The 19,637-nt window shown below is 42.4% G+C and carries 16 protein-coding genes; 15 read left to right on the plus strand and 1 reads right to left on the minus strand.

Annotation, left to right across the window (positions count from 1 at the left end; genetic code table 11):
• Positions 1-150: 150 nt before the first annotated feature.
• From leuB to WKT01_RS00385, 8 genes are all read left to right on the plus strand, one after another.
• The gene (gene leuB, locus WKT01_RS00350) at positions 151-1,236 is read left to right on the plus strand and encodes a 3-isopropylmalate dehydrogenase (RefSeq protein WP_117974274.1); all 1,086 of its coding nucleotides are present in this window, start codon (positions 151-153) and stop codon (positions 1,234-1,236) included.
• A 42-nt stretch (positions 1,237-1,278) separates the two neighbouring features.
• Positions 1,279-2,952 carry a dihydroxy-acid dehydratase gene (gene ilvD / locus WKT01_RS00355; protein ID WP_117974271.1) on the plus strand — a complete coding sequence of 558 codons (1,674 nt, stop codon included), beginning with the start codon at positions 1,279-1,281 and terminating at the stop codon, positions 2,950-2,952.
• 12 nt (positions 2,953-2,964) lie between these two features.
• Entirely contained in the window at positions 2,965-4,641 is a 1,677-nt protein-coding gene (gene ilvB, locus WKT01_RS00360) for a biosynthetic-type acetolactate synthase large subunit (RefSeq protein WP_117974268.1), read from the plus strand.
• 44 nt (positions 4,642-4,685) lie between these two features.
• Positions 4,686-5,768: a 3-phosphoserine/phosphohydroxythreonine transaminase gene (gene serC, locus WKT01_RS00365; protein WP_059069399.1), complete on the plus strand. Its 1,083-nt coding sequence runs from the start codon at positions 4,686-4,688 to the stop codon at positions 5,766-5,768.
• Position 5,769: 1 nt separating this feature from the next.
• Positions 5,770-6,933 (plus strand): phosphoglycerate dehydrogenase, encoded by a 1,164-nt coding sequence (locus WKT01_RS00370; protein WP_117974265.1) that lies wholly within the window; start codon positions 5,770-5,772, stop codon positions 6,931-6,933.
• A 212-nt stretch (positions 6,934-7,145) separates the two neighbouring features.
• On the plus strand, positions 7,146-8,534 hold the full coding sequence (locus tag WKT01_RS00375; protein WP_340311296.1) for a 2-isopropylmalate synthase: 1,389 nt from the start codon (positions 7,146-7,148) through the stop codon (positions 8,532-8,534).
• 16 nt (positions 8,535-8,550) lie between these two features.
• Positions 8,551-9,216: a GntR family transcriptional regulator gene (locus WKT01_RS00380; RefSeq protein WP_059069406.1), complete on the plus strand. Its 666-nt coding sequence runs from the start codon at positions 8,551-8,553 to the stop codon at positions 9,214-9,216.
• Positions 9,217-9,227: 11 nt separating this feature from the next.
• Positions 9,228-10,424, plus strand: coding sequence for an NADP-dependent isocitrate dehydrogenase (locus WKT01_RS00385; protein WP_059069408.1), 1,197 nt, complete (start codon positions 9,228-9,230; stop codon positions 10,422-10,424).
• A gap of 176 nt (positions 10,425-10,600) precedes the next feature.
• Here the strand turns inward: WKT01_RS00385 and WKT01_RS00390 are convergent, their stop codons facing one another.
• Positions 10,601-12,535 carry an ABC-F family ATP-binding cassette domain-containing protein gene (locus WKT01_RS00390; protein ID WP_340311297.1) on the minus strand — a complete coding sequence of 645 codons (1,935 nt, stop codon included), beginning with the start codon at positions 12,533-12,535 and terminating at the stop codon, positions 10,601-10,603.
• 168 nt (positions 12,536-12,703) lie between these two features.
• On the opposite strand from WKT01_RS00390, the gene WKT01_RS00395 reads away from it, so the two are divergent.
• From WKT01_RS00395 to WKT01_RS00425, 7 genes are all read left to right on the plus strand, one after another.
• The gene (locus WKT01_RS00395; RefSeq protein ID WP_059070439.1) at positions 12,704-13,348 is read left to right on the plus strand and encodes a redox-sensing transcriptional repressor Rex; all 645 of its coding nucleotides are present in this window, start codon (positions 12,704-12,706) and stop codon (positions 13,346-13,348) included.
• A gap of 161 nt (positions 13,349-13,509) precedes the next feature.
• Positions 13,510-15,015, plus strand: a complete 1,506-nt coding sequence (locus tag WKT01_RS00400; protein WP_117974259.1) for an NAD(P)H-hydrate dehydratase — start codon at positions 13,510-13,512, stop codon at positions 15,013-15,015.
• Positions 15,012-16,175: an alanine racemase gene (gene alr, locus WKT01_RS00405; protein ID WP_117974256.1), complete on the plus strand. Its 1,164-nt coding sequence runs from the start codon at positions 15,012-15,014 to the stop codon at positions 16,173-16,175. Before WKT01_RS00400 ends, alr begins: the two co-directional genes overlap by 4 nt.
• A gap of 81 nt (positions 16,176-16,256) precedes the next feature.
• Positions 16,257-16,604 carry a type II toxin-antitoxin system PemK/MazF family toxin gene (locus WKT01_RS00410; protein ID WP_059070441.1) on the plus strand — a complete coding sequence of 116 codons (348 nt, stop codon included), beginning with the start codon at positions 16,257-16,259 and terminating at the stop codon, positions 16,602-16,604.
• A 145-nt stretch (positions 16,605-16,749) separates the two neighbouring features.
• Entirely contained in the window at positions 16,750-17,481 is a 732-nt protein-coding gene (locus WKT01_RS00415) for a YebC/PmpR family DNA-binding transcriptional regulator (protein ID WP_117974253.1), read from the plus strand.
• A gap of 11 nt (positions 17,482-17,492) precedes the next feature.
• Positions 17,493-18,245, plus strand: coding sequence for a CFI-box-CTERM domain-containing protein (locus tag WKT01_RS00420; RefSeq protein ID WP_117974250.1), 753 nt, complete (start codon positions 17,493-17,495; stop codon positions 18,243-18,245).
• A 28-nt stretch (positions 18,246-18,273) separates the two neighbouring features.
• The gene (locus WKT01_RS00425) at positions 18,274-19,548 is read left to right on the plus strand and encodes an O-acetylhomoserine aminocarboxypropyltransferase/cysteine synthase family protein (protein WP_059069422.1); all 1,275 of its coding nucleotides are present in this window, start codon (positions 18,274-18,276) and stop codon (positions 19,546-19,548) included.
• Positions 19,549-19,637: the final 89 nt, after the last annotated feature.

The raw sequence follows: 19,637 nt of genomic DNA on the forward strand, positions 1-19,637 counted from the left end.
TGAAGAAATCAAAGTGGCTGTTTTGACTCGATTTCTGGGAAAATAAAAAAATGGAGAGTGCTCTGTTTTTTCGGATGAAATACTTGAAACACCAGTAGAAATGGAGTATGATTAAAATTAGTATTTTTATGGTTGGAAGGATGAAGACAGATGGAATTAAAGATAGGCGTAATCAAAGGTGACGGGATTGGACCAGAAATCGTCGAAGAGGCAATGAAGGTGCTAGACAGGACAGGAAAGCAGTATGGATTTACCTGTCAGTATACACAGCTTTTGATGGGAGGAGCTTCGATTGATGTTCATGGTATTCCATTGACAGAGGAGACGATCCTGGCGGCAAAAGAAAGTCAGGCTGTTCTGATGGGTTCTATTGGTGGAGATGCAAAAGTTTCACCCTGGTACAAGTTAGAGCCTGCAAAGCGGCCGGAAGCAGGACTTCTGCGTATAAGAAAAGAGTTGAACCTATTCGCGAATCTGCGGCCTGCCGTTCTATATGAAGAATTAAAAGAGGCATGCCCTTTAAAGGAAGAAATTACAAAAAATGGGTTTGATATGATGATCATGCGGGAATTGACAGGCGGTCTGTATTTCGGTAAACGTAGCACACAGGAAGAAAACGGAGTATTGACGGCAAAGGATGAGCTTACATATAATGAAGAAGAAATCAGAAGAATAGCAAGAAGAGGATTTGATATTGCCAGAAAACGGAGAAAAAAGGTGACTAGCGTCGACAAGGCAAATGTTTTGGATTCCTCCAGGCTTTGGAGAAAAATCGTAGAGGAAGTCGCCGCTTCCTATCCAGATGTGACGTTGGAACATATGCTGGTTGATAATTGTGCTATGCAGCTTGTAAAAGATCCTGCGCAGTTTGATGTGATCCTGACAGAGAATATGTTTGGAGATATTCTTTCTGATGAAGCTAGTATGGTGACTGGATCTATCGGAATGCTTGCTTCCGCAAGTTTAAATGAGACAAAATTCGGCTTGTATGAGCCCAGTGGCGGTTCGGCTCCGGATATTGCAGGTAAAGGGATTGCCAATCCGATCGCAACGATACTTTCTGCGGCGATGATGCTGCGCTTTTCATTTGATTTAGACAAAGCTGCTGACGCAATTGAGGCAGCTGTGGAGAAAACGCTCAAAGAAGGTTACCGTACGATCGATATTATGTCAGAAGGCAAGAAGCAGATTGGAACTTCCCAAATGGGAGACAAGATTTGTTCCTATGTTGAATAGAGATGAAAGAGGCAAAAAACGAAAGAACAGGAGGAAGGCAAGATGAGAAGTGATACTGTTACAAAAGGAGTGCAGCAAGCACCGCATCGTTCCCTTTTCAATGCGCTGGGAATGACACAAGAAGAATTGGACAGACCGTTGATCGGGGTCGTAAGTTCCTATAATGAGATCGTCCCCGGACATATGAATTTGGATAAGATCACAGAAGCGGTAAAAATGGGAGTCGCAATGGCAGGAGGAACGCCGATCATGGTTCCGGCGATCGCCGTCTGCGATGGAATAGCGATGGGGCATATTGGAATGAAATATTCCCTTGTCACAAGGGATTTGATCGCGGATTCTACAGAAGCACTGGCGATGGCACACCAATTTGACGGACTGGTCATGATACCAAATTGTGATAAAAATGTACCGGGACTGTTGATGGCCGCGGCACGTGTAAATATTCCGACCATTTTCGTCAGTGGAGGGCCGATGCTCGCTGGACATGTAAAAGGTTCCAAGACAAGTCTTTCCAGTATGTTTGAAGCAGTGGGAAGCTATGCGGCGGGAACAATGACAGAAGCAGATGTCTGTGAATTTGAAAATAAAGCATGTCCTACCTGTGGTTCCTGTTCAGGCATGTATACAGCAAACAGTATGAACTGTCTGACAGAGGCTTTGGGGATGGGACTAAAAGGAAACGGTACGATCCCAGCCGTATATTCTGCAAGGCTGCAGCTTGCAAAACATGCAGGGATGCAGGTGATGGAACTGGTACGAAAAAATATCCGTCCTCGTGATATTATGACAGAAGAAGCGATTTTAAATGCATTGACGGTAGATATGGCATTGGGATGTTCTACAAACAGTATGCTGCATATTCCGGCAATCGCACATGAGATCGGTATGGATTTTGAGATTGATTTTGCCAACAGTATTAGCGAAAAAACCCCAAATCTCTGTCATCTGGCTCCGGCAGGGCATACATATATTGAAGATTTGAATGAAGCAGGCGGCGTCTACGCAGTTATGAATGAATTAAATAAGAAGGGGCTGCTGCATACAGATTGTATGACAGTGACAGGAAAGACGATCGGAGAGAATATCGAGGGATGCATCAATAAGGATCCGGAAGTTATCCGTCCGATAGAACATCCCTACAGCGAGACCGGCGGACTTGCTGTGTTGAAAGGGAATTTAGCTCCGGACGGAAGTGTAGTAAAACGTTCCGCAGTAGTGGAGGAGATGCTTGTACACGAAGGACCGGCAAGAATCTTCGAAAGCGATGAGGAGGCTACGGCAGCAATTAAAAACGGAAAGATCCATCCCGGGGATGTAATCGTCATCCGCTATGAAGGCCCTAAAGGCGGTCCGGGCATGCGGGAGATGTTAAACCCTACTTCTGCGATCGCAGGTTATGGATTGGGATCGAGTGTCGCTCTGATCACAGACGGGAGATTTAGTGGCGCCTCCAGAGGAGCTTCTATCGGACATGTTTCTCCGGAAGCAGCCGTAGGCGGTCCGATCGCACTTCTTGAGGAAGGAGATCTGATCAAGATAAATATACCGGAACTGAAATTGGAAGTAGATATTTCGGACGAGGAAATGGCACGCAGAAAGGAAAAATGGATGCCAAGAGAACCGAAAGTCAAGACGGGGTACCTTGCAAGATATGCATCCATGGTCACCTCAGGAAACCGAGGAGCAATTCTGGAAATACCGAAGAACAACTAGGAGGGAAGCGCCATGTTATTAAATGGAGCGGAAATAGTAATCGCATGTTTAAAAGAGCAGGGAGTCGATACAGTATTTGGGTATCCGGGCGGAGCCATTTTAAATGTGTATGATGCGTTATATAAACACAGAGATGAAATCCGTCACGTATTGACTTCTCATGAACAGGGAGCGGCACATGCGGCAGACGGATATGCCCGTGCAACAGGAAAGGTCGGCGTATGTCTGGCAACAAGCGGCCCGGGGGCTACGAACTTGGTAACAGGAATCGCGACCGCTTATATGGATTCAATCCCTGTGGTGGCGATCACATGTAATGTAGGGGTCGCTTTGCTTGGAAAGGATAGCTTTCAGGAGATTGACATTGCAGGGGTCACCATGCCTATCACCAAGCATAATTATATTGTAAAGGATATTACAAAACTGGCTGACACAATCCGCAAAGCCTTTCTGATCGCCAAATCTGGCAGACCGGGGCCTGTACTGATCGATATTCCAAAAGATATTACGGCGAATCAGACAGAATATATACCGATGACTGTAAATGCAGAAGGAAAAAAAACAACTCCTGCCTCGGAACAAGAAATCGATGCAGCTGTCCGCATGATCAAAGCGTCAAAACGGCCATATATCTTTGTAGGCGGCGGCGCGGTACTTTCCGACGCTTCAGAGGAATTGCGGGAATTTGCTGAGAAAGTAGATGCACCGGTTACAGATTCTCTGATGGGAAAAGGGGCATTTCCAGGTACAGATCCCAGGTATACAGGTATGCTTGGTATGCATGGAACGAAGACTTCCAACTATGGAGTAAGCGGATGCGATCTGCTGATCGTGGCAGGAGCCAGGTTCAGTGATCGCGTGACGGGAAATACAAAGAAATTTGCGCGGAAAGCAAAAATCTTGCAGTTGGATATTGATGCGGCAGAGATGAATAAAAATGTAGTCATTACCCAGGGGGTAACAGGGGATCTCAAAGAAACCCTGAAAAGAATCAATGAAAAGCTTCCGCAGCAGGCGCATTCTCAATGGCTTGCGCAGATACAGGAATATAAAGAAAAGTATCCTTTGAAATACCATCATGATACATTGACAGGTCCATTTATCGTGGAGGAAATCTACAGACAGACAAAGGGTGAGGCATTGATCGTAACCGAAGTCGGACAGCATCAGATGTGGGCGGCACAGTATTATAAATATACGGAGCCGAGAACATTTTTGACATCCGGAGGTCTTGGAACAATGGGATATGGATTAGGCGCATCTTTGGGCGCAAAATGCGGCTGTCCAGATAAAACGGTCGTTAATATTGCCGGGGATGGCTGTTTCCGCATGAATATGAATGAGATTGCGACAGCGGTACGGCACCATATTCCGATCATTCAAGTGGTTGTAAATAACCATGTACTCGGAATGGTACGTCAGTGGCAGGATCTATTTTATGATGAAAGATATTCGGCAACTGTGCTCAGGGATGGTGTCGATTTTGTAAAGCTTGCAGAGGCGATGGGTGCAAAGGGGATCGGGGTACAGACTAAGGAGGAGTTTGCAGAGGCATTTGCGACAGCGCTTAGTATGAATAGTCCGGTCGTTATAGACTGTCAGATCGACGCAGATGACAAAGTATGGCCGATGGTGGCTCCTGGTGCGGCTATCAGCGATGCATTTGATGAAGAAGATATGGAGGAGTAATTCCATTATCATAAAATAAATTATAAGTGCAGGAGGAAAAGAAAATGGGTAGAGTGTATAACTTTTCGGCAGGACCAGCAGTGCTGCCGGAAGAAGTCTTAAAGGAAGCTGCGGCAGAAATGCTGGATTATCAGGGAACAGGCATGTCTGTTATGGAGATGAGTCACAGATCTAAAGCGTTTGAAGAAATTATTCAGACAGCAGAGCGAGATCTGCGTGATCTTATGGGTATTCCGGATAATTATAAGGTGTTGTTTTTGCAGGGTGGAGCGTCCCAGCAGTTTGCGATGATTCCGATGAATCTAATGAAAAATCGTGTGGCAGATTATATCATAACAGGTCAGTGGGCAAAAAAAGCTGCCAAAGAAGCTGAAAAATATGGAAAAGTAAATCGGATTGCCTCCTCAGAGGACAAAACTTTTTCATATATCCCGGACTGTTCTGATCTTCCGGTTTCTGAAGATGCAGACTATGTATATATATGCGAAAATAATACAATCTATGGGACAAAGTATAAAGAACTGCCAAATACAAAAGGAAAAATACTGGTGTCAGATGTATCCTCCTGTTTTCTTTCAGAGCCAATTGATGTGGAAAAATATGGAGTCATTTACGGTGGCGTACAGAAAAATATCGGACCCGCTGGCGTTGTCATCGTGATCATACGGGAAGATTTGATCACAGAGGAAGTCTTACCTGGAACACCGACGATGCTTACATATAAAACACATGCAGATGCCGATTCTTTGTATAACACACCTCCGGCATATGGAATCTATATCTGTGGGAAAGTGTTTAAATGGCTGAAATCAATGGGCGGACTTTCTGTGATGAAAGAGCACAATGAAAAGAAAGCAAAGCTGCTCTATGATTTTCTGGATCAGAGTAAGTTATTTAAAGGCACTGTGGAAAAGAAGGATCGTTCTTTGATGAATGTACCATTTGTTACAGGTAATCCTGATCTGGATGCAAAATTCGTAAAGGAAGCAAAGGCGGCAGGTCTTGAGAATTTAAAAGGACACAGGACTGTAGGCGGTATGCGTGCCAGCATATATAACGCTATGCCGTACGAAGGCGTAGAGGCTCTCGTAGCATTTATGAAAAAGTTTGAGGAGGAGAATCTGTAAAATGTATGAATATCATTGCCTGAATCCGATCGCAGAGATCGGCTTGGAACAGTTTGGGGAAAAATATGTAAAAACAGAAAATATGGACGAAGCAGATGCGGTACTGGTACGAAGCGCTGCTATGCATGACATGGAATTCAGCGATCATCTAAAAGTAATCGCTCGTGCAGGCGCAGGAGTGAATAACATTCCTTTGGATAAATGTGCAGAAAAGGGAATCGTTGTATTTAATACACCTGGAGCAAACGCAAATGGTGTGAAAGAACTAGTGTTTGCAGGCATGCTGCTTTCTGCTAGGGATATCATCGGCGGGATCAATTGGGTTGAAGAACATGAAGAAGACGGAGATCTGGCCAAGATGACAGAGAAAAAGAAAAAGGTCTTTGCAGGTACAGAACTTGAAGGAAAGAAGCTTGGTGTGATCGGCCTGGGAGCTATCGGGGTACTGGTTGCGAATACAGCTACCCATTTGGGAATGGATGTATACGGATATGATCCATATATTTCTGTAGATACAGCATGGAAGCTGTCCAGAAATATCCATCATGCAAAGACAGTGGATGAATTGTATAAAGAATGCGACTATATCACGATTCATGTTCCGGCTACGCCAGATACAAAAGGTATGATCGATAAAGGCGCTATCAGTTTGATGAAGGAAAATGTAGTCATCTTAAATTTTGCAAGAGATGTTCTTGTAAATAGTGAGGATATGGTAGACGCTCTTGTGTCCGGCGCTGTAAAATGCTATGTCACAGATTTCCCTACACCGGAAATAGCCGGAGTAAAAGGCGCGATTGTTATTCCGCATCTTGGAGCCTCTACAGAAGAATCCGAAGATAATTGTGCACGGATGGCAGTTGCAGAAGTAATCGATTTTTTGGAAAATGGAAATATTGCGCATTCTGTAAATTATCCGGATTGTAATATGGGAACAAAAGGAGACGGAACACGTATCACAGTGCTACATCATAATATTCCCAATATGCTTGGACAGTTTACGGCATTGCTTGCTGGGGAAAATCTAAATATTACGCTTATGACAAATAAGAGCAAAAAAGAATATGCATATACAATGATGGATGTAGAAGCAGAAGTGCCGGCTGATCTGATAAAAAAATTTAACAGTATAGACGGAGTATTGAAAGTACGTATGATCCATTAGAAGAAAGAATAAAGGCGACCGTACCGGACAGTGATCTCACTGCCGGTGCGGTCTGTTTTATATAACGGCAAAAAGTGTCTGTACAATATACTGGAGTTGGTCAGAAAGAGGATATAAAAGGGAGTTATATTGTAGTTGACAAAAAATGTATAATTGTATACAATTATACAAGATAAAAGGGGCGGATATGCTCTGTGTGCAGGAGGTAAAAAGTGGAAGACAGAAAGGTATTTATGAATCAACATACAAATCTTTTAGAGCTGGAGGAATATATGTATCCTCTGGTAGATGTAGAAACACCAAATGTGTTTCGGAATTTATTCCGATATGATGAGATTCCAAAGATTGCATTCAATGATCGTATCGTGCCCCATCATATGCCAGATGAGATATGGATCACAGATACGACCTTCCGTGATGGGCAGCAATCCCGTGCTCCATATACGACGGAGCAGATTGTCACGATATTTGATTATCTGCATCGTCTTGGAGGTCCAAAAGGAAAAATCCGTCAAAGTGAATTTTTTCTTTACAGCAAAAAAGACAGAGACGCTGTATACAAATGTATGGAAAGGGGTTACGAATTTCCGGAAGTTACAAGTTGGATACGCGCCAGCAAAAAGGACTTTCAGCTTGTCAAAGAAATCGGTTTAAAAGAAACAGGTGTACTGGTGAGTTGTTCTGACTATCATATATTTTACAAGCTGAAAATGACACGACGTGAAGCAATGGAGCATTATCTGTCGGTTATCAGAGACTGTCTGGAGATAGGCGTACGTCCAAGATGTCATTTAGAAGACATCACTCGTTCAGATATTTATGGATTTGTGATTCCGTTTTGTGTAGAACTGATGAAATTAATGGAAGAATATAAAATACCAATAAAAGTACGTGTCTGTGATACAATGGGATATGGGGTGAATTTTCCAGGAGCAGTGATTCCACGTTCTATTCCGGGTATCATTTACGGACTGATGACACATGCAGGGGTTCCAAGCTCACTGATCGAATTTCACGGACATAATGATTTTTATAAGGCTGTCAATAATTCAACAACTGCATGGCTGTATGGCGCATCCGGCGTAAATTGTTCTCTATTTGGTATTGGGGAACGGACAGGTAATACTCCTTTGGAGGCCATGGTCTTTGAATATGCGCAGTTGAAAGGAACGCTGGATGGAATGGATACCAGAGTAATCACAGAACTTGCGGAATACTATGAAAAAGAGATTGGATACCATATTCCATCCAGGACGCCGTTTGTAGGAAAAAACTTCAATGTGACAAAGGCGGGGATTCATGCGGACGGCATGCTGAAAAATGAGGAAATATACAATATCTTTGATACAGAAAAATTCTTAGACCGCCCGGCGCTCGTATCTGTATCGAATACATCGGGGGCTGCGGGAATTGCTTACTGGATAAACGCTTTTTATAAATTGCCGAAAGAACGACAGGTAGATAAGAATTCCCAATTAGTATGCAAGGTAAAAGACTGGGTAGACAAAGAATATGAAGAAGGAAGAGTCACGGTCTTGACAGATGAAGAATTAATTGAGAAAATAAATACTATATGCGAAGAATTGCATATAACACTGTAAGCAGGAGGCTTTCGAAATGGAGGAATATCAGGAGTATTCTCTTGGCGGAAGAGTCTTTCAGAAAATCCGTGAGGATATTCTGAAAGGGAAGTATAAAGAACATGAGGAACTGCGGGAGAATACGATCGGAAAAGAATTAGGCGTAAGCCGTACCCCTGTACGGGAGGCACTCAGACAATTGGAACTGGAAGGACTTGTGACGATTATTCCCAATAAGGGGGCATATGTGACAGGGATTTCTTCAAAAGACGTAAAGGATATTTACATGATACGTTCCATGCTTGAGGGACTTTGTGCCAGATGGGCAACTGAAAATATTACAGAAGAACAGATGGAGGCGCTGGATGAAACAATTCTGCTGTCTGAATTCCATATGAAACGGGAGGGAACATATAATGTAGAACAGATCACGCTGTTAGACGGACGATTCCATACGATTTTATATGAGGCTTCAAACAGTAGGATATTGAGTCATGTTCTTATGGATTTTCATAAATACGTGCAGCCTGCGAGAAAATTTTCCGTTGTTTCAGAAGAAAGAGCAAGAAAATCTATACGAGAACATAAGCAGATCTTGCGGGCTATACGTGATAAAGATGCAAATATGGCAGAACAGCTGGCTAATGAACATATCCTGCATGTGATGCAGAATCTGAAAAAACAAGGATATGAAGATATTTAGGAGGAGAAAAAATGGAAAAAATCAAAATGACGACACCGTTAGTAGAAATGGATGGGGATGAAATGACCAGGATCCTCTGGAAAATGATCAAAGACAATTTGCTTGAACCTTATATAGATTTAAAAACAGAATATTATGATCTAGGATTACAGCACAGAAATGAGACAAATGATCAGGTTACGATAGATTCAGCAAATGCAACAAAAAAATATAAGGTTGCTGTTAAATGTGCAACTATTACCCCGAATGCGGCAAGGATGGATGAGTATGATCTAAAGGAAATGTGGAAAAGTCCAAATGGAACAATCCGTGCGATTCTGGATGGAACTGTTTTCCGTGCACCGATCGTGGTGAAAGGGATTGAACCATGTGTAAAGAATTGGAAGAAACCGATCACGATTGCCAGACATGCTTATGGAGATGTATATAAAGGAACAGAAATGAAGATCCCAGGAGCTGGAAAGGCAGAATTGGTATATACGGCAGAAGACGGCACACAGCAAAAAGAACTGATCCATGAATTTGACGGACCTGGGATCATACAGGGGATGCATAACATCAGTAAATCAATCGCAAGTTTTGCAAGAAGCTGCTTTAATTATGCTTTGGATACAAAACAGGATCTTTGGTTTGCAACAAAAGATACGATTTCTAAGAAATATGACCATACATTCAAAGATATTTTCCAGGAGATTTATGACGCAGAGTATGATGAAAAATTTAAAAAAGCAGGGATTGTGTACTTCTATACTTTGATCGATGACGCAGTGGCAAGAGTCATGAAGTCAGAAGGCGGATACATATGGGCATGTAAAAATTATGACGGAGATGTAATGAGTGATATGGTATCTTCTGCATTTGGCTCACTCGCCATGATGACGTCGGTCCTTGTATCTCCGGAAGGATATTATGAATACGAGGCTGCCCATGGAACTGTACAGCGCCATTATTATAAACATCTAAAAGGAGAGGAGACTTCCACTAACTCTGTGGCAACCATTTTTGCTTGGAGCGGAGCTTTAAGAAAACGCGGCGAATTGGATGGCAATAAAGAACTTATGGAATTTGCCGACAGACTGGAGAAGGCAACTATTGACACGATCGAATCCGGCTCCATGACAAAAGATCTAGCCTTGATCACAACGATTGAAAATCCAAATGTGCTAAACAGCGAAGAATTCATAAAAGCAATCGCTGAAAGATTATAAAGTTGCCGAAATTTTTTGCTCACATAAAACACATATTTCATGCATACACTTTTGCCGCTTAAATTCATATTTCTGTTAAAAAAATCGACTTCACACTGCTGCGCACTTCCAAATAAAGAGATTTATTTTCTTCCAATTGGAGATGTACAATAGCGTGAAGTCGTCTTTTTTCAAATCTAATTGAGGGATCCGCCTTCTGCAAGAGTTTCCCACTGTTCATATAGTTCTTCTAATGTACAGTCATTTTTATGCTTTTCTTCAGCGAGTTCCTGACAGCGGATGGAATTGGAATAGACATCTTCCTGCGTCATGAGCTGATCGATTATTTGGTTCCGTTGTTCCAGACATGTGATCTGTTCTTCTGTTTTCTTCAGATCATTTTTCCTTTTTCGTTCTTTTGCCTGCAATTCTTTTTGCTCTTGCCAGTTTAGTTTTGCATCAGAGGCTGTGCTTTGCGAATCTTCTCCGCCCGCAGCGTTAGAAGTCGGAGCATAAGCAGCAGTGAGTTCTTCTTTTTTTTCTAAATAATAATCATAATTTCCTATATAATTCACAAAAGTCTGATTGACCAATTCCAAAATGCGGGTCGCTGTCTGATTGATAAAATAGCGGTCATGAGATACATAGAGTACGGTGCCGGTATAGTCGTTGAGTGCATGCTCTAATATTTCTTTAGAGGTAATATCTAAGTGATTGGTCGGTTCGTCAAGAATCAGGAAATTTGCTTCTGACAGCATAAGTTTTGCCAATGAAACACGGCCTTTTTCGCCTCCGGATAGATTTCCAATGAGGTGGAAAACTTCATCGCCTGTAAACTGAAAAGCAGCCAGTGTATTTCGTATCTGTGTGTTTGTAAGCGCTGGATAGGCATCGGATATTTCATCAAATATGGTTTTCTCATCATGCAGTACATGATGTTCCTGATCATAATAACCGATTTTTACTTTGGAACCGAGAGTAAAAGAACCTTCGTCGGCAGGAATGACCTGGTTAAGTATTTTTAATAAAGTCGTCTTGCCGGTACCGTTATCTCCAATCACGGCAACATGTTCCCCGCGCTTTATTTCGAGATCGACTTTATGAAACAGTGTCTGTGAATCAAAGCTCTTCGATAATTGTGCAACGGAGAGTACGTCGTTGCCGCTGATACAGGACGGCTCTAATGTAAGATGCATCTGTGTGGCTGTCTGGACAGGCTTTTCTGCTGGTGTGATCTTTTCCAGCAGTTTCTCACGGCTTTCTGCGCGCTTGATGGATTTTTCACGATTAAAAGAACGAAGCTTTTCTATGACAGCCTGTTGATGTTTGATCTCTCTTTGCTGATTCAGGTATTCTTTTAATTGTGCATCCCGGATCTGCTGTTTCTTCTCTGCGTAAGCCTTATAATTTCCGACATACGTCCGGATCGTTCCCTGTTCGATCTCTACGACTTTTGTTACGACGCGGTTCAAAAAATACCGGTCATGCGAGATGATAAAAACAGCGCCGGTATAGTTTAAAAGATATGTCTCTAGCCAGGAGATCGAATTTAGATCCAGGTGATTGGTGGGCTCATCCAGCAAAAGAATGTCCGGCTGGGTAAGAAGCAGTTTTCCCAACGCAACACGGGTTTTTTGTCCTCCGGACAGGGTATCGGTCTGTTTAGAAAAATCTGCTTCCTGAAAACCAAGCCCTTTGAGAACTCCCGCAATCTCACTTTCATAGGCGTATCCGTTCATGGACTCGAATGTGGAGACAAGCCGGTTATAAGTTTCCAGCCTGGCATTTAAAGCATCTCCGGACAGTGTTTTAAGTTCTAATTCGATAGAACGGATCTGGTGTTCCATTTGGATCAGATGCGCTTTGGCTGTTTTGACTTCTTCATAAATCGTGTTTCCGGAAGAAAGCGTCTGATGCTGCGCGAGATAACCGATCGTTTTTCCTTTGGCAAGGACTACCTCCCCGCTATCAGCCGGTTCCTCTCCCATGATCATTTTGAAAATAGTAGACTTGCCGGCTCCGTTGATACCGACGAACGCCGCTTTTTCCCGTTCTTCAATATGAAAAGAGCCCTCTTTTACGATCAGATGTTCTCCAAAAGATTTATGAATATTATGACATGCGAGTATCATGAAACTCCTCCTGAAAGTATAGGTGTATATTTATGTATCCGTTGCGTTGTCTGACGCTGCATATGTAATCAATTATAACGAAAACCGAAGAAAATACAACTATAATTTGACATCATATTAACAATTTTATATAATAAAGCGTAGATTTAAGTTTGGAGGGCGATGACTGTGGAACAAAGAGAAATATCACGTGCAGTAATAGGAAGGCTGCCAAGATATTACAGATATTTAGGAGAATTGCTGGAGGCAGGAGTGGAAAGAATCTCTTCCAGTGATCTGAGCAAGAAGATGCGTGTAACGGCATCGCAGATAAGACAAGATTTGAACAATTTTGGTGGATTTGGACAACAAGGATATGGATATAATGTGAAATATCTATATACAGAGATCGGAAAAATATTAGGGATGAACAGAGAACATCCTATTATTATCATAGGAGCGGGAAATTTAGGGCAGGCACTGGCAAATTATGCTTCTTTTGAGAAAAGCGGTTTCATTTTAAAAGGATTGTTCGATGTAAACCCGCGCCTGGAAGGGGTTTCTATCCGTGGGATCCCGATCCGTATGATGGATGATCTGGAAGAATTTCTTCAAAAAAACGATATTGAGATCGCAATCCTCACATTGCCTAAATCTAAAGCAATCGAAGTGGCAGAACTTGTAATCGAGAATGGAATAAAGGCAATATGGAATTTTGCACACACGGATTTGAATCTTCCGGAGGATATAATTGTCGAAAATGTACACCTTTCGGACAGTCTGATGAAGCTTTCTTATAATATCAGCCGTTATAATGAAGAACATAAAAACTAGTGACGCTGTGTATAGTATGCAGCAGTGTATACATTTACAGGAATATGCAGGCAGAAACGTGTAATCAGGTTTTCCTTTTTACACGTTCTTTCATTTTAAGATGTGAAAGACAAGAAATGATTCTGCTGATTTTTATTTTTTAGGAAAGGCGGGGGAGTTATATGCGATATCTTCCAGACGGAGTATGGATGCAGAAAGCAGACAAACATACGATAGAAAAAATAGGGATCTCTTCTATGGTATTGATGGAACGAGCGGCTCTAAAGACAGTAGAAGTCATGGAGACAGAACAGATCAGGCTGGATAAGGCGCTGATCGTCTGTGGAAGTGGAAATAACGGTGGCGATGGCTTTGCCATAGCACGCCTTATGAAAGAGAAAGGGTATCTTCCGACGGTTGTATTTGCGGGACGTGAACAGTCTTTAAGCATGGAATGCCGTACACAGAAGGAAGTTCTGGAAAGGTTAGGGCTTATGTCATGCACAGAGATTCCGTCCAAAGAATATACTGTTGTAATAGACGCACTTTTCGGTGTGGGATTAAACAGGGATATACAAGGACACTATGTGGATATAATAGCGCAGATGAATCAGATATCAGCTAAGAAGGTTGCTGTTGATATTCCTTCCGGTATTCATGCAGAGAAGGGATGTGTGATGGGAAATGCATTTAAAGCAGACTTGACAGTTGCCTTTGCCTGTGAAAAGTTAGGCTGCGTATTATACCCAGGAAAAGAATATTCCGGAAAAGTGCTCCCTGTAGAAATAGGGATCGATCTGGCAATCTTTAAAGAAGAATTAGGTGTTTGCTATACGTATGAGCAGAAAGATATAGGACGATATCTTCCCAAAAGAAAGGCAGATTCTCATAAGGGGACTTATGGAAAGGTGCTGATGATCACAGGAAGCTGCGGTATGGCCGGTGCGGCTTATCTGTCTGCGAAAGCGGCTTATACAGCCGGTGCTGGACTTGTACAGATCTATACGGTTAAAGAGAATCGAACGATCTTACAGCAGCTTCTTCCGGAAGCAATTATTTCTGTGTATACAGAGTATGAGGAAGTACAGCTTGCAAGTCTTCTTGAGTGGGCGGACGTAGTGTGTATCGGATGCGGGTTAGGTATGTCGGAAACAGCAGAAAAAATACTGGCAGAAACATTGAAACGAGCAAAAGTTCCTGTAGTTTTGGACGCGGATGGCTTAAACCTGGCAAGCAGGCATATGGACATACTAGAAGATGTGAAAGCACCTTTGATCTTAACGCCGCATATGAAAGAAATGACGAGATTATTGGGATGCAGTATGGAAGAAATGAAAGAAAAACGAAGGGAAAGGCTATTAGATTTTACAGCAAAATACGATGTTGTGTGTGCTTTAAAAGACAGCAGGACGATCGTGTCAGCAAGAGAGCGTCAGATCTTTGTAAATACTGCGGGAAACAGCGCAATGGCGAAGGCAGGTGCGGGAGATGTGCTTGCCGGGACGATCACAGGGCTTATTGCCCAGAAGATGTCCCCTTATGAGGGATGTGTCCTGGGGGTTTATCTGCATGCCTGCGCAGGCGATGAGGCAAGAAAGGAAAAAGGCGAGTACAGTGTACTTGCGGAAGATTTGATCTGGGGCATACAAACATGCCTGTATAATACAAAGGAGAGGGAAGTATTATGAAATCATACAGCAGAGTGTGCGCAGAAATTAACTTGGATGCGATCGCTTATAATATGGAACAGCTAAAAAATAGGATTGGAAAAGAAGGACGCCTTGTGGCTGTATTGAAAACAGATGGCTATGGACATGGAGCTGTTCCGATCGCGGAAATGTTTGAAGAGACAGAGTATGTATGGGGGTATGCGACAGCTTCATTAGAAGAAGCTGTGCTTCTGAAAAAGGCGGGGATGAAAAAGCCAGTGCTTGTTCTGGGCTGTATTTTCCCGGAGCAATATGAGGAAATGATACAATATGAAATACGCACTGCTGTCTATACGGAAGAAAGCGCGGTGCTGATGGCGGAGACGGCAAAACAGATGGGAAAGACGGCGTATTTCCACATCAAAATTGACACAGGAATGGGACGGATAGGCTTTCCGGTCTGCACAGAAAGTGTAGACTGTCTCCGACGTATTAGTAAATTTGAACATGTGTGCATGGAAGGAATGTTTACACATTTTGCGAAAGCAGATGAAACAGATAAGACGTATACATTAGAACAGCATGAGAAGTTTCAGTGGATGAAGAGGAAAATGGAAGAAAATCATATCCACATACGTTACTATGACTGCGACAACAGCGCAGGGATCATAGATCTGCCTGCTATGCGTCATGATCTGGCACGGGCGGGGATCGCCATGTATGGCCTGTATCCTTCACAGGAAGTAAAAAAGGACGCTGTGAAACTAAAACCGGCTCTTGCGCTTACAAGCCATATTATTTATGTAAAAGAAATAGAGGCAGGTACTTCGATCAGTTATGGCGGTACTTTTATTTCTCCCAAAAAAATGAAAGTTGCAACCATCCCGGTGGGATATGGAGATGGATATCCCCGTTCTCTTTCAAATAAAGGAGAAGTATTGATACGCGGCAAAAGAGCGAAGATTCTTGGCAGGATCTGTATGGATCAACTCATGGCAGATGTGACAGATATAGAAGGAGCTGGCTTTATGGATCCAGTCGTTCTGGTTGGCAAAGACGGCACAGAGGAGATCACGGTAGAAGAATTAAGTGAGTTAAGCGGCAGGTTTCCTTATGAATTTATCTGCTGTCTGGGTAAAAGAATTCCAAGAAATTACTGGGCAGACGGCAAAGTAGTGCGGCAGATAGATTCTTTTTAGAAATGCGATCCTTTTTTGAATACCTCCGAGAAAAATGGTAAGGCTTTAAATGAGAAAGTAAAAAATCGGAGTGTGAAAAAATTGATCATCAGAAGAGGCGATATCTATTATGCGGACTTAAGCCCTGTAGTCGGTTCAGAGCAGGGAGGAATACGTCCGGTACTTATTATACAGAATAACGTAGGGAATCGTCATAGCCCGACGGTTATATGTGCGGCAATCACGTCAAAAATGAATAAAGCAAAACTTCCTACGCACATTGAACTTAGTACAAAGGACTATCAGATCGTAAAAAATTCTGTCATTTTATTAGAGCAGATACGTACGATCGATAAACAACGATTGAAAGAATTTGTCTGCCATATTGATAGTGGGAAGATGAAAAAGGTAGAGGAAGCGATCAGAGTCAGTCTGGAGCTTCCTACATAGAGTGCTTTACAGAAAGAGAAAAGAGTGCTAAAATTGTAAGGCGTGAGTAAGGTTTTGCTGCTGCTTTCTGCAGTTTGCATACAGTACCGGATATGACAGGTCCGGCAGCAATATACGAAGATAGAAGAGGAGATTAAGAAAAGAGATGTCAGGACATTCTAAATTTGCAAATATTAAACATAAGAAGGAAAAAAATGATGCTGCAAAAGGAAAAATCTTTACAAAAATCGGAAGGGAACTTGCGGTTGCGGTAAAAGAAGGCGGAGGCCCAGATCCGGCAAATAACAGCCGCCTGCGCGATGTGATCGCGAAGGCGAAGTCAAACAATATGCCAAATGATACGATTGAACGAAATATAAAAAAAGCAGCCGGAGAGGGTTCGGCAGACAATTATGAACATATTACATATGAAGGGTACGGTCCCAGTGGAACAGCGATCATTGTAAAAACGCTGACAGATAATAAAAACCGGACAGCATCTAATGTAAGAAATGCATTTACAAAAGGAAATGGAAATGTTGGTACGCCGGGATGCGTCTCCTTTATGTTTGATGAAAAAGGGCAGATTTTTGTGGCAAAAGAAGATTGTGAAATGGATGCTGACGAATTGATGATGTTGGCTTTAGATGCGGGCGCAGAAGATTTTGCAGAGGAAGATGAAAGCTTTGAAATCTTGACGGCGCCAGAAGACTTTAGCGAGGTTCGTTTGAAGTTAGAAGAAGCTGGGGTCATAATGGCAGACGCGGAAGTGACAATGATCCCGCAGACTTATGTAGAACTTACAAGCGAGGAGGATATAAAAAATATCCAGAAAACATTGGATCTGTTAGAAGAAGATGACGATGTCCAGGATGTATACCACAACTGGAGTGAATAGAAGGAGGAAGTATGATTCAGGATACTCTCAGAGAAGATATGATCGAATTATATAAAAAGACATTTGATTATAAATTCCAGAAAAAAACATATGAGTCAGATATCAATGAACTAAAGGATACATATGCCCATGTCCTTAGAGCTGCAGCTGCGGCGTGTGAAGGTACAGATGAGGAACTAGCAGAGGCGGCATCCTTTGTGCCAGAATACGTGGCCGGAGAACTTGCTGCTATTACAAGCAAAAGAAAAAGAGAAATAGCTGCTCTGGATTACAATATGAATATGGTTTCCTATTTTGTTCCTCTGATGGGCGAAGCGCCTTCTTTAAGGGCAAAAGAGATGACACAGAAAATGGTAGAGATCTGGAATGAAAAAATGCCGGAGTTTAAAATCGGGCATTCTACTGTTGCAGGTATACAGGGCGGATTTAAAAAAGGGATTTTTTGTTATATTACAACAGCCGTATGCCAAAGCCTGGGCAAGGCTGATGATTGTTATGAATTGACAACGCTTAGAGAATACAGAGATACCTATCTGCTCGGTACTCCAGAGGGAAAAACGCTGGTAAATGAATATTATGATATCGCCCCGACCATTGTAAAAAGGATTGATAAAGAGCAAACGGCAAAAGAGATTTACAGCAATATTTGGAAAAATTATATAAACCCATGCATTCACTTGATCGAATGTGATAAAAAAGAGGAATGCAAAGAACTTTATACTGATATGGTCAGAACACTAGAAACAAAATATCTGTATTCTTAAGAAAATGTGTAGTGTATAAGGAGAACAAATGAGCAAATATAAAATAGAAACAAAATGTATACAATCTGGTTATGAACCTGGAAACGGAGAACCCAGAGTTCTTCCGATCTATCAGAGTACGACTTTTCGTTATACAAGCAGTGAACAGATGGGACGACTTTTTGATCTGGAAGAAGCCGGATATTTCTATACAAGACTTCAAAATCCTACAAATGATGCAGTTGCTGCCAAAATCTGCGACTTAGAAGGCGGAGCGGCAGCGATGCTGACTTCTTCAGGACAGGCTGCAAATTTCTATGCGATCATGAATATAGTGGAAGCCGGAGACCATATTGTCTGTGCGTCTGCTCTTTATGGAGGCACATATAATCTTTATGCCCATACGATCCGTAAAATGGGGGTAGAAGCAACTTTTGTGGATCCTGACTGCACAGAGGAAGAATTAAATGCTGCTTTTCAGGAAAATACAAAAGCTGTATTTGGTGAAACGATTGCTAATCCTGCTCTGGTCGTTTTGGATATAGAGAAATTTGCAAAGGCAGCTCATAGTCATGGAGTTCCCTTTATTGTAGATAATACATTTGCAACGCCTATTAACTGCCGTCCAATTGAATGGGGCGCAGATATTGTGACACATTCTACGACGAAATATATGGACGGGCATGCTTCCTGCGTGGGCGGAGCTATCGTAGATAGCGGGAATTTTGACTGGGAGGCACATAAAGATAAGTTTCCGGGACTTACTACGCCGGATGAGACATATCATGGGATTGTCTATACACAGAAATTTGGCAAAGGAGCATATATTACGAAAGCGACAGCTCAGTTGATGCGGGATCTGGGGTCTATCCAGGCACCGCAGAATGCATTCCTTTTAAATATCGGACTGGAGACACTGCATTTGAGAGTACCACGTCACTGTGAAAATGCGCTGAAAGCGGCAAAATATCTTCAGGCACATGAAAAAGTGGCTTGGGTTTCCTATCCATCTCTTTCAGGTGACAAATATTATGATCTGGCACAAAAATATATGCCGGAAGGTACATGCGGCGTTCTTACTTTCGGACTAAAAGGCGGAAGAGAAGCGGCGGTCCAAATGATGGATAAATTAAAGATGATCGCAATCGTAACACATGTGGCAGACGCGAGAAGCTGTGTGCTCCATCCGGCGAGCCATACACATCGTCAGATGAATGAGCAGGAATTAAGAGATGCAGGTGTTCAGCCGGATCTGATCCGTTTTAGTGTGGGAATCGAGAATATTGATGATATCATTGCAGATTTAGCACAAGCATTGGAATAATTTAAAATGGTATGGATGTATACAATTTGCATCCATACCATTTTTCTATATAATAGCAGAATAAAATCTGTCCGGAAGCCAGATACTAA

Source organism: Mediterraneibacter sp. ICN-202921, from assembly GCF_037890075.1.
Classification (GTDB): Bacteria; Bacillota; Clostridia; order Lachnospirales; family Lachnospiraceae; genus Mediterraneibacter; species Mediterraneibacter massiliensis.

Coding starts and splice junctions, on each gene's coding strand:
- WKT01_RS00380 (WP_059069406.1), top strand. CDS start 8,551: ATGGAGGAATATCAGGAGTATTCTCTTGGCGGAAGAGTCTTTCAGAAA.
- WKT01_RS00370 (WP_117974265.1), top strand. CDS start 5,770: ATGTATGAATATCATTGCCTGAATCCGATCGCAGAGATCGGCTTGGAA.
- WKT01_RS00385 (WP_059069408.1), top strand. CDS start 9,228: ATGGAAAAAATCAAAATGACGACACCGTTAGTAGAAATGGATGGGGAT.
- leuB (WP_117974274.1), top strand. CDS start 151: ATGGAATTAAAGATAGGCGTAATCAAAGGTGACGGGATTGGACCAGAA.
- WKT01_RS00425 (WP_059069422.1), top strand. CDS start 18,274: ATGAGCAAATATAAAATAGAAACAAAATGTATACAATCTGGTTATGAA.
- serC (WP_059069399.1), top strand. CDS start 4,686: ATGGGTAGAGTGTATAACTTTTCGGCAGGACCAGCAGTGCTGCCGGAA.
- WKT01_RS00420 (WP_117974250.1), top strand. CDS start 17,493: ATGATTCAGGATACTCTCAGAGAAGATATGATCGAATTATATAAAAAG.
- ilvD (WP_117974271.1), top strand. CDS start 1,279: ATGAGAAGTGATACTGTTACAAAAGGAGTGCAGCAAGCACCGCATCGT.
- WKT01_RS00415 (WP_117974253.1), top strand. CDS start 16,750: ATGTCAGGACATTCTAAATTTGCAAATATTAAACATAAGAAGGAAAAA.
- WKT01_RS00390 (WP_340311297.1), bottom strand. CDS start 12,535: ATGATACTCGCATGTCATAATATTCATAAATCTTTTGGAGAACATCTG.
- ilvB (WP_117974268.1), top strand. CDS start 2,965: ATGTTATTAAATGGAGCGGAAATAGTAATCGCATGTTTAAAAGAGCAG.
- alr (WP_117974256.1), top strand. CDS start 15,012: ATGAAATCATACAGCAGAGTGTGCGCAGAAATTAACTTGGATGCGATC.
- WKT01_RS00400 (WP_117974259.1), top strand. CDS start 13,510: ATGCGATATCTTCCAGACGGAGTATGGATGCAGAAAGCAGACAAACAT.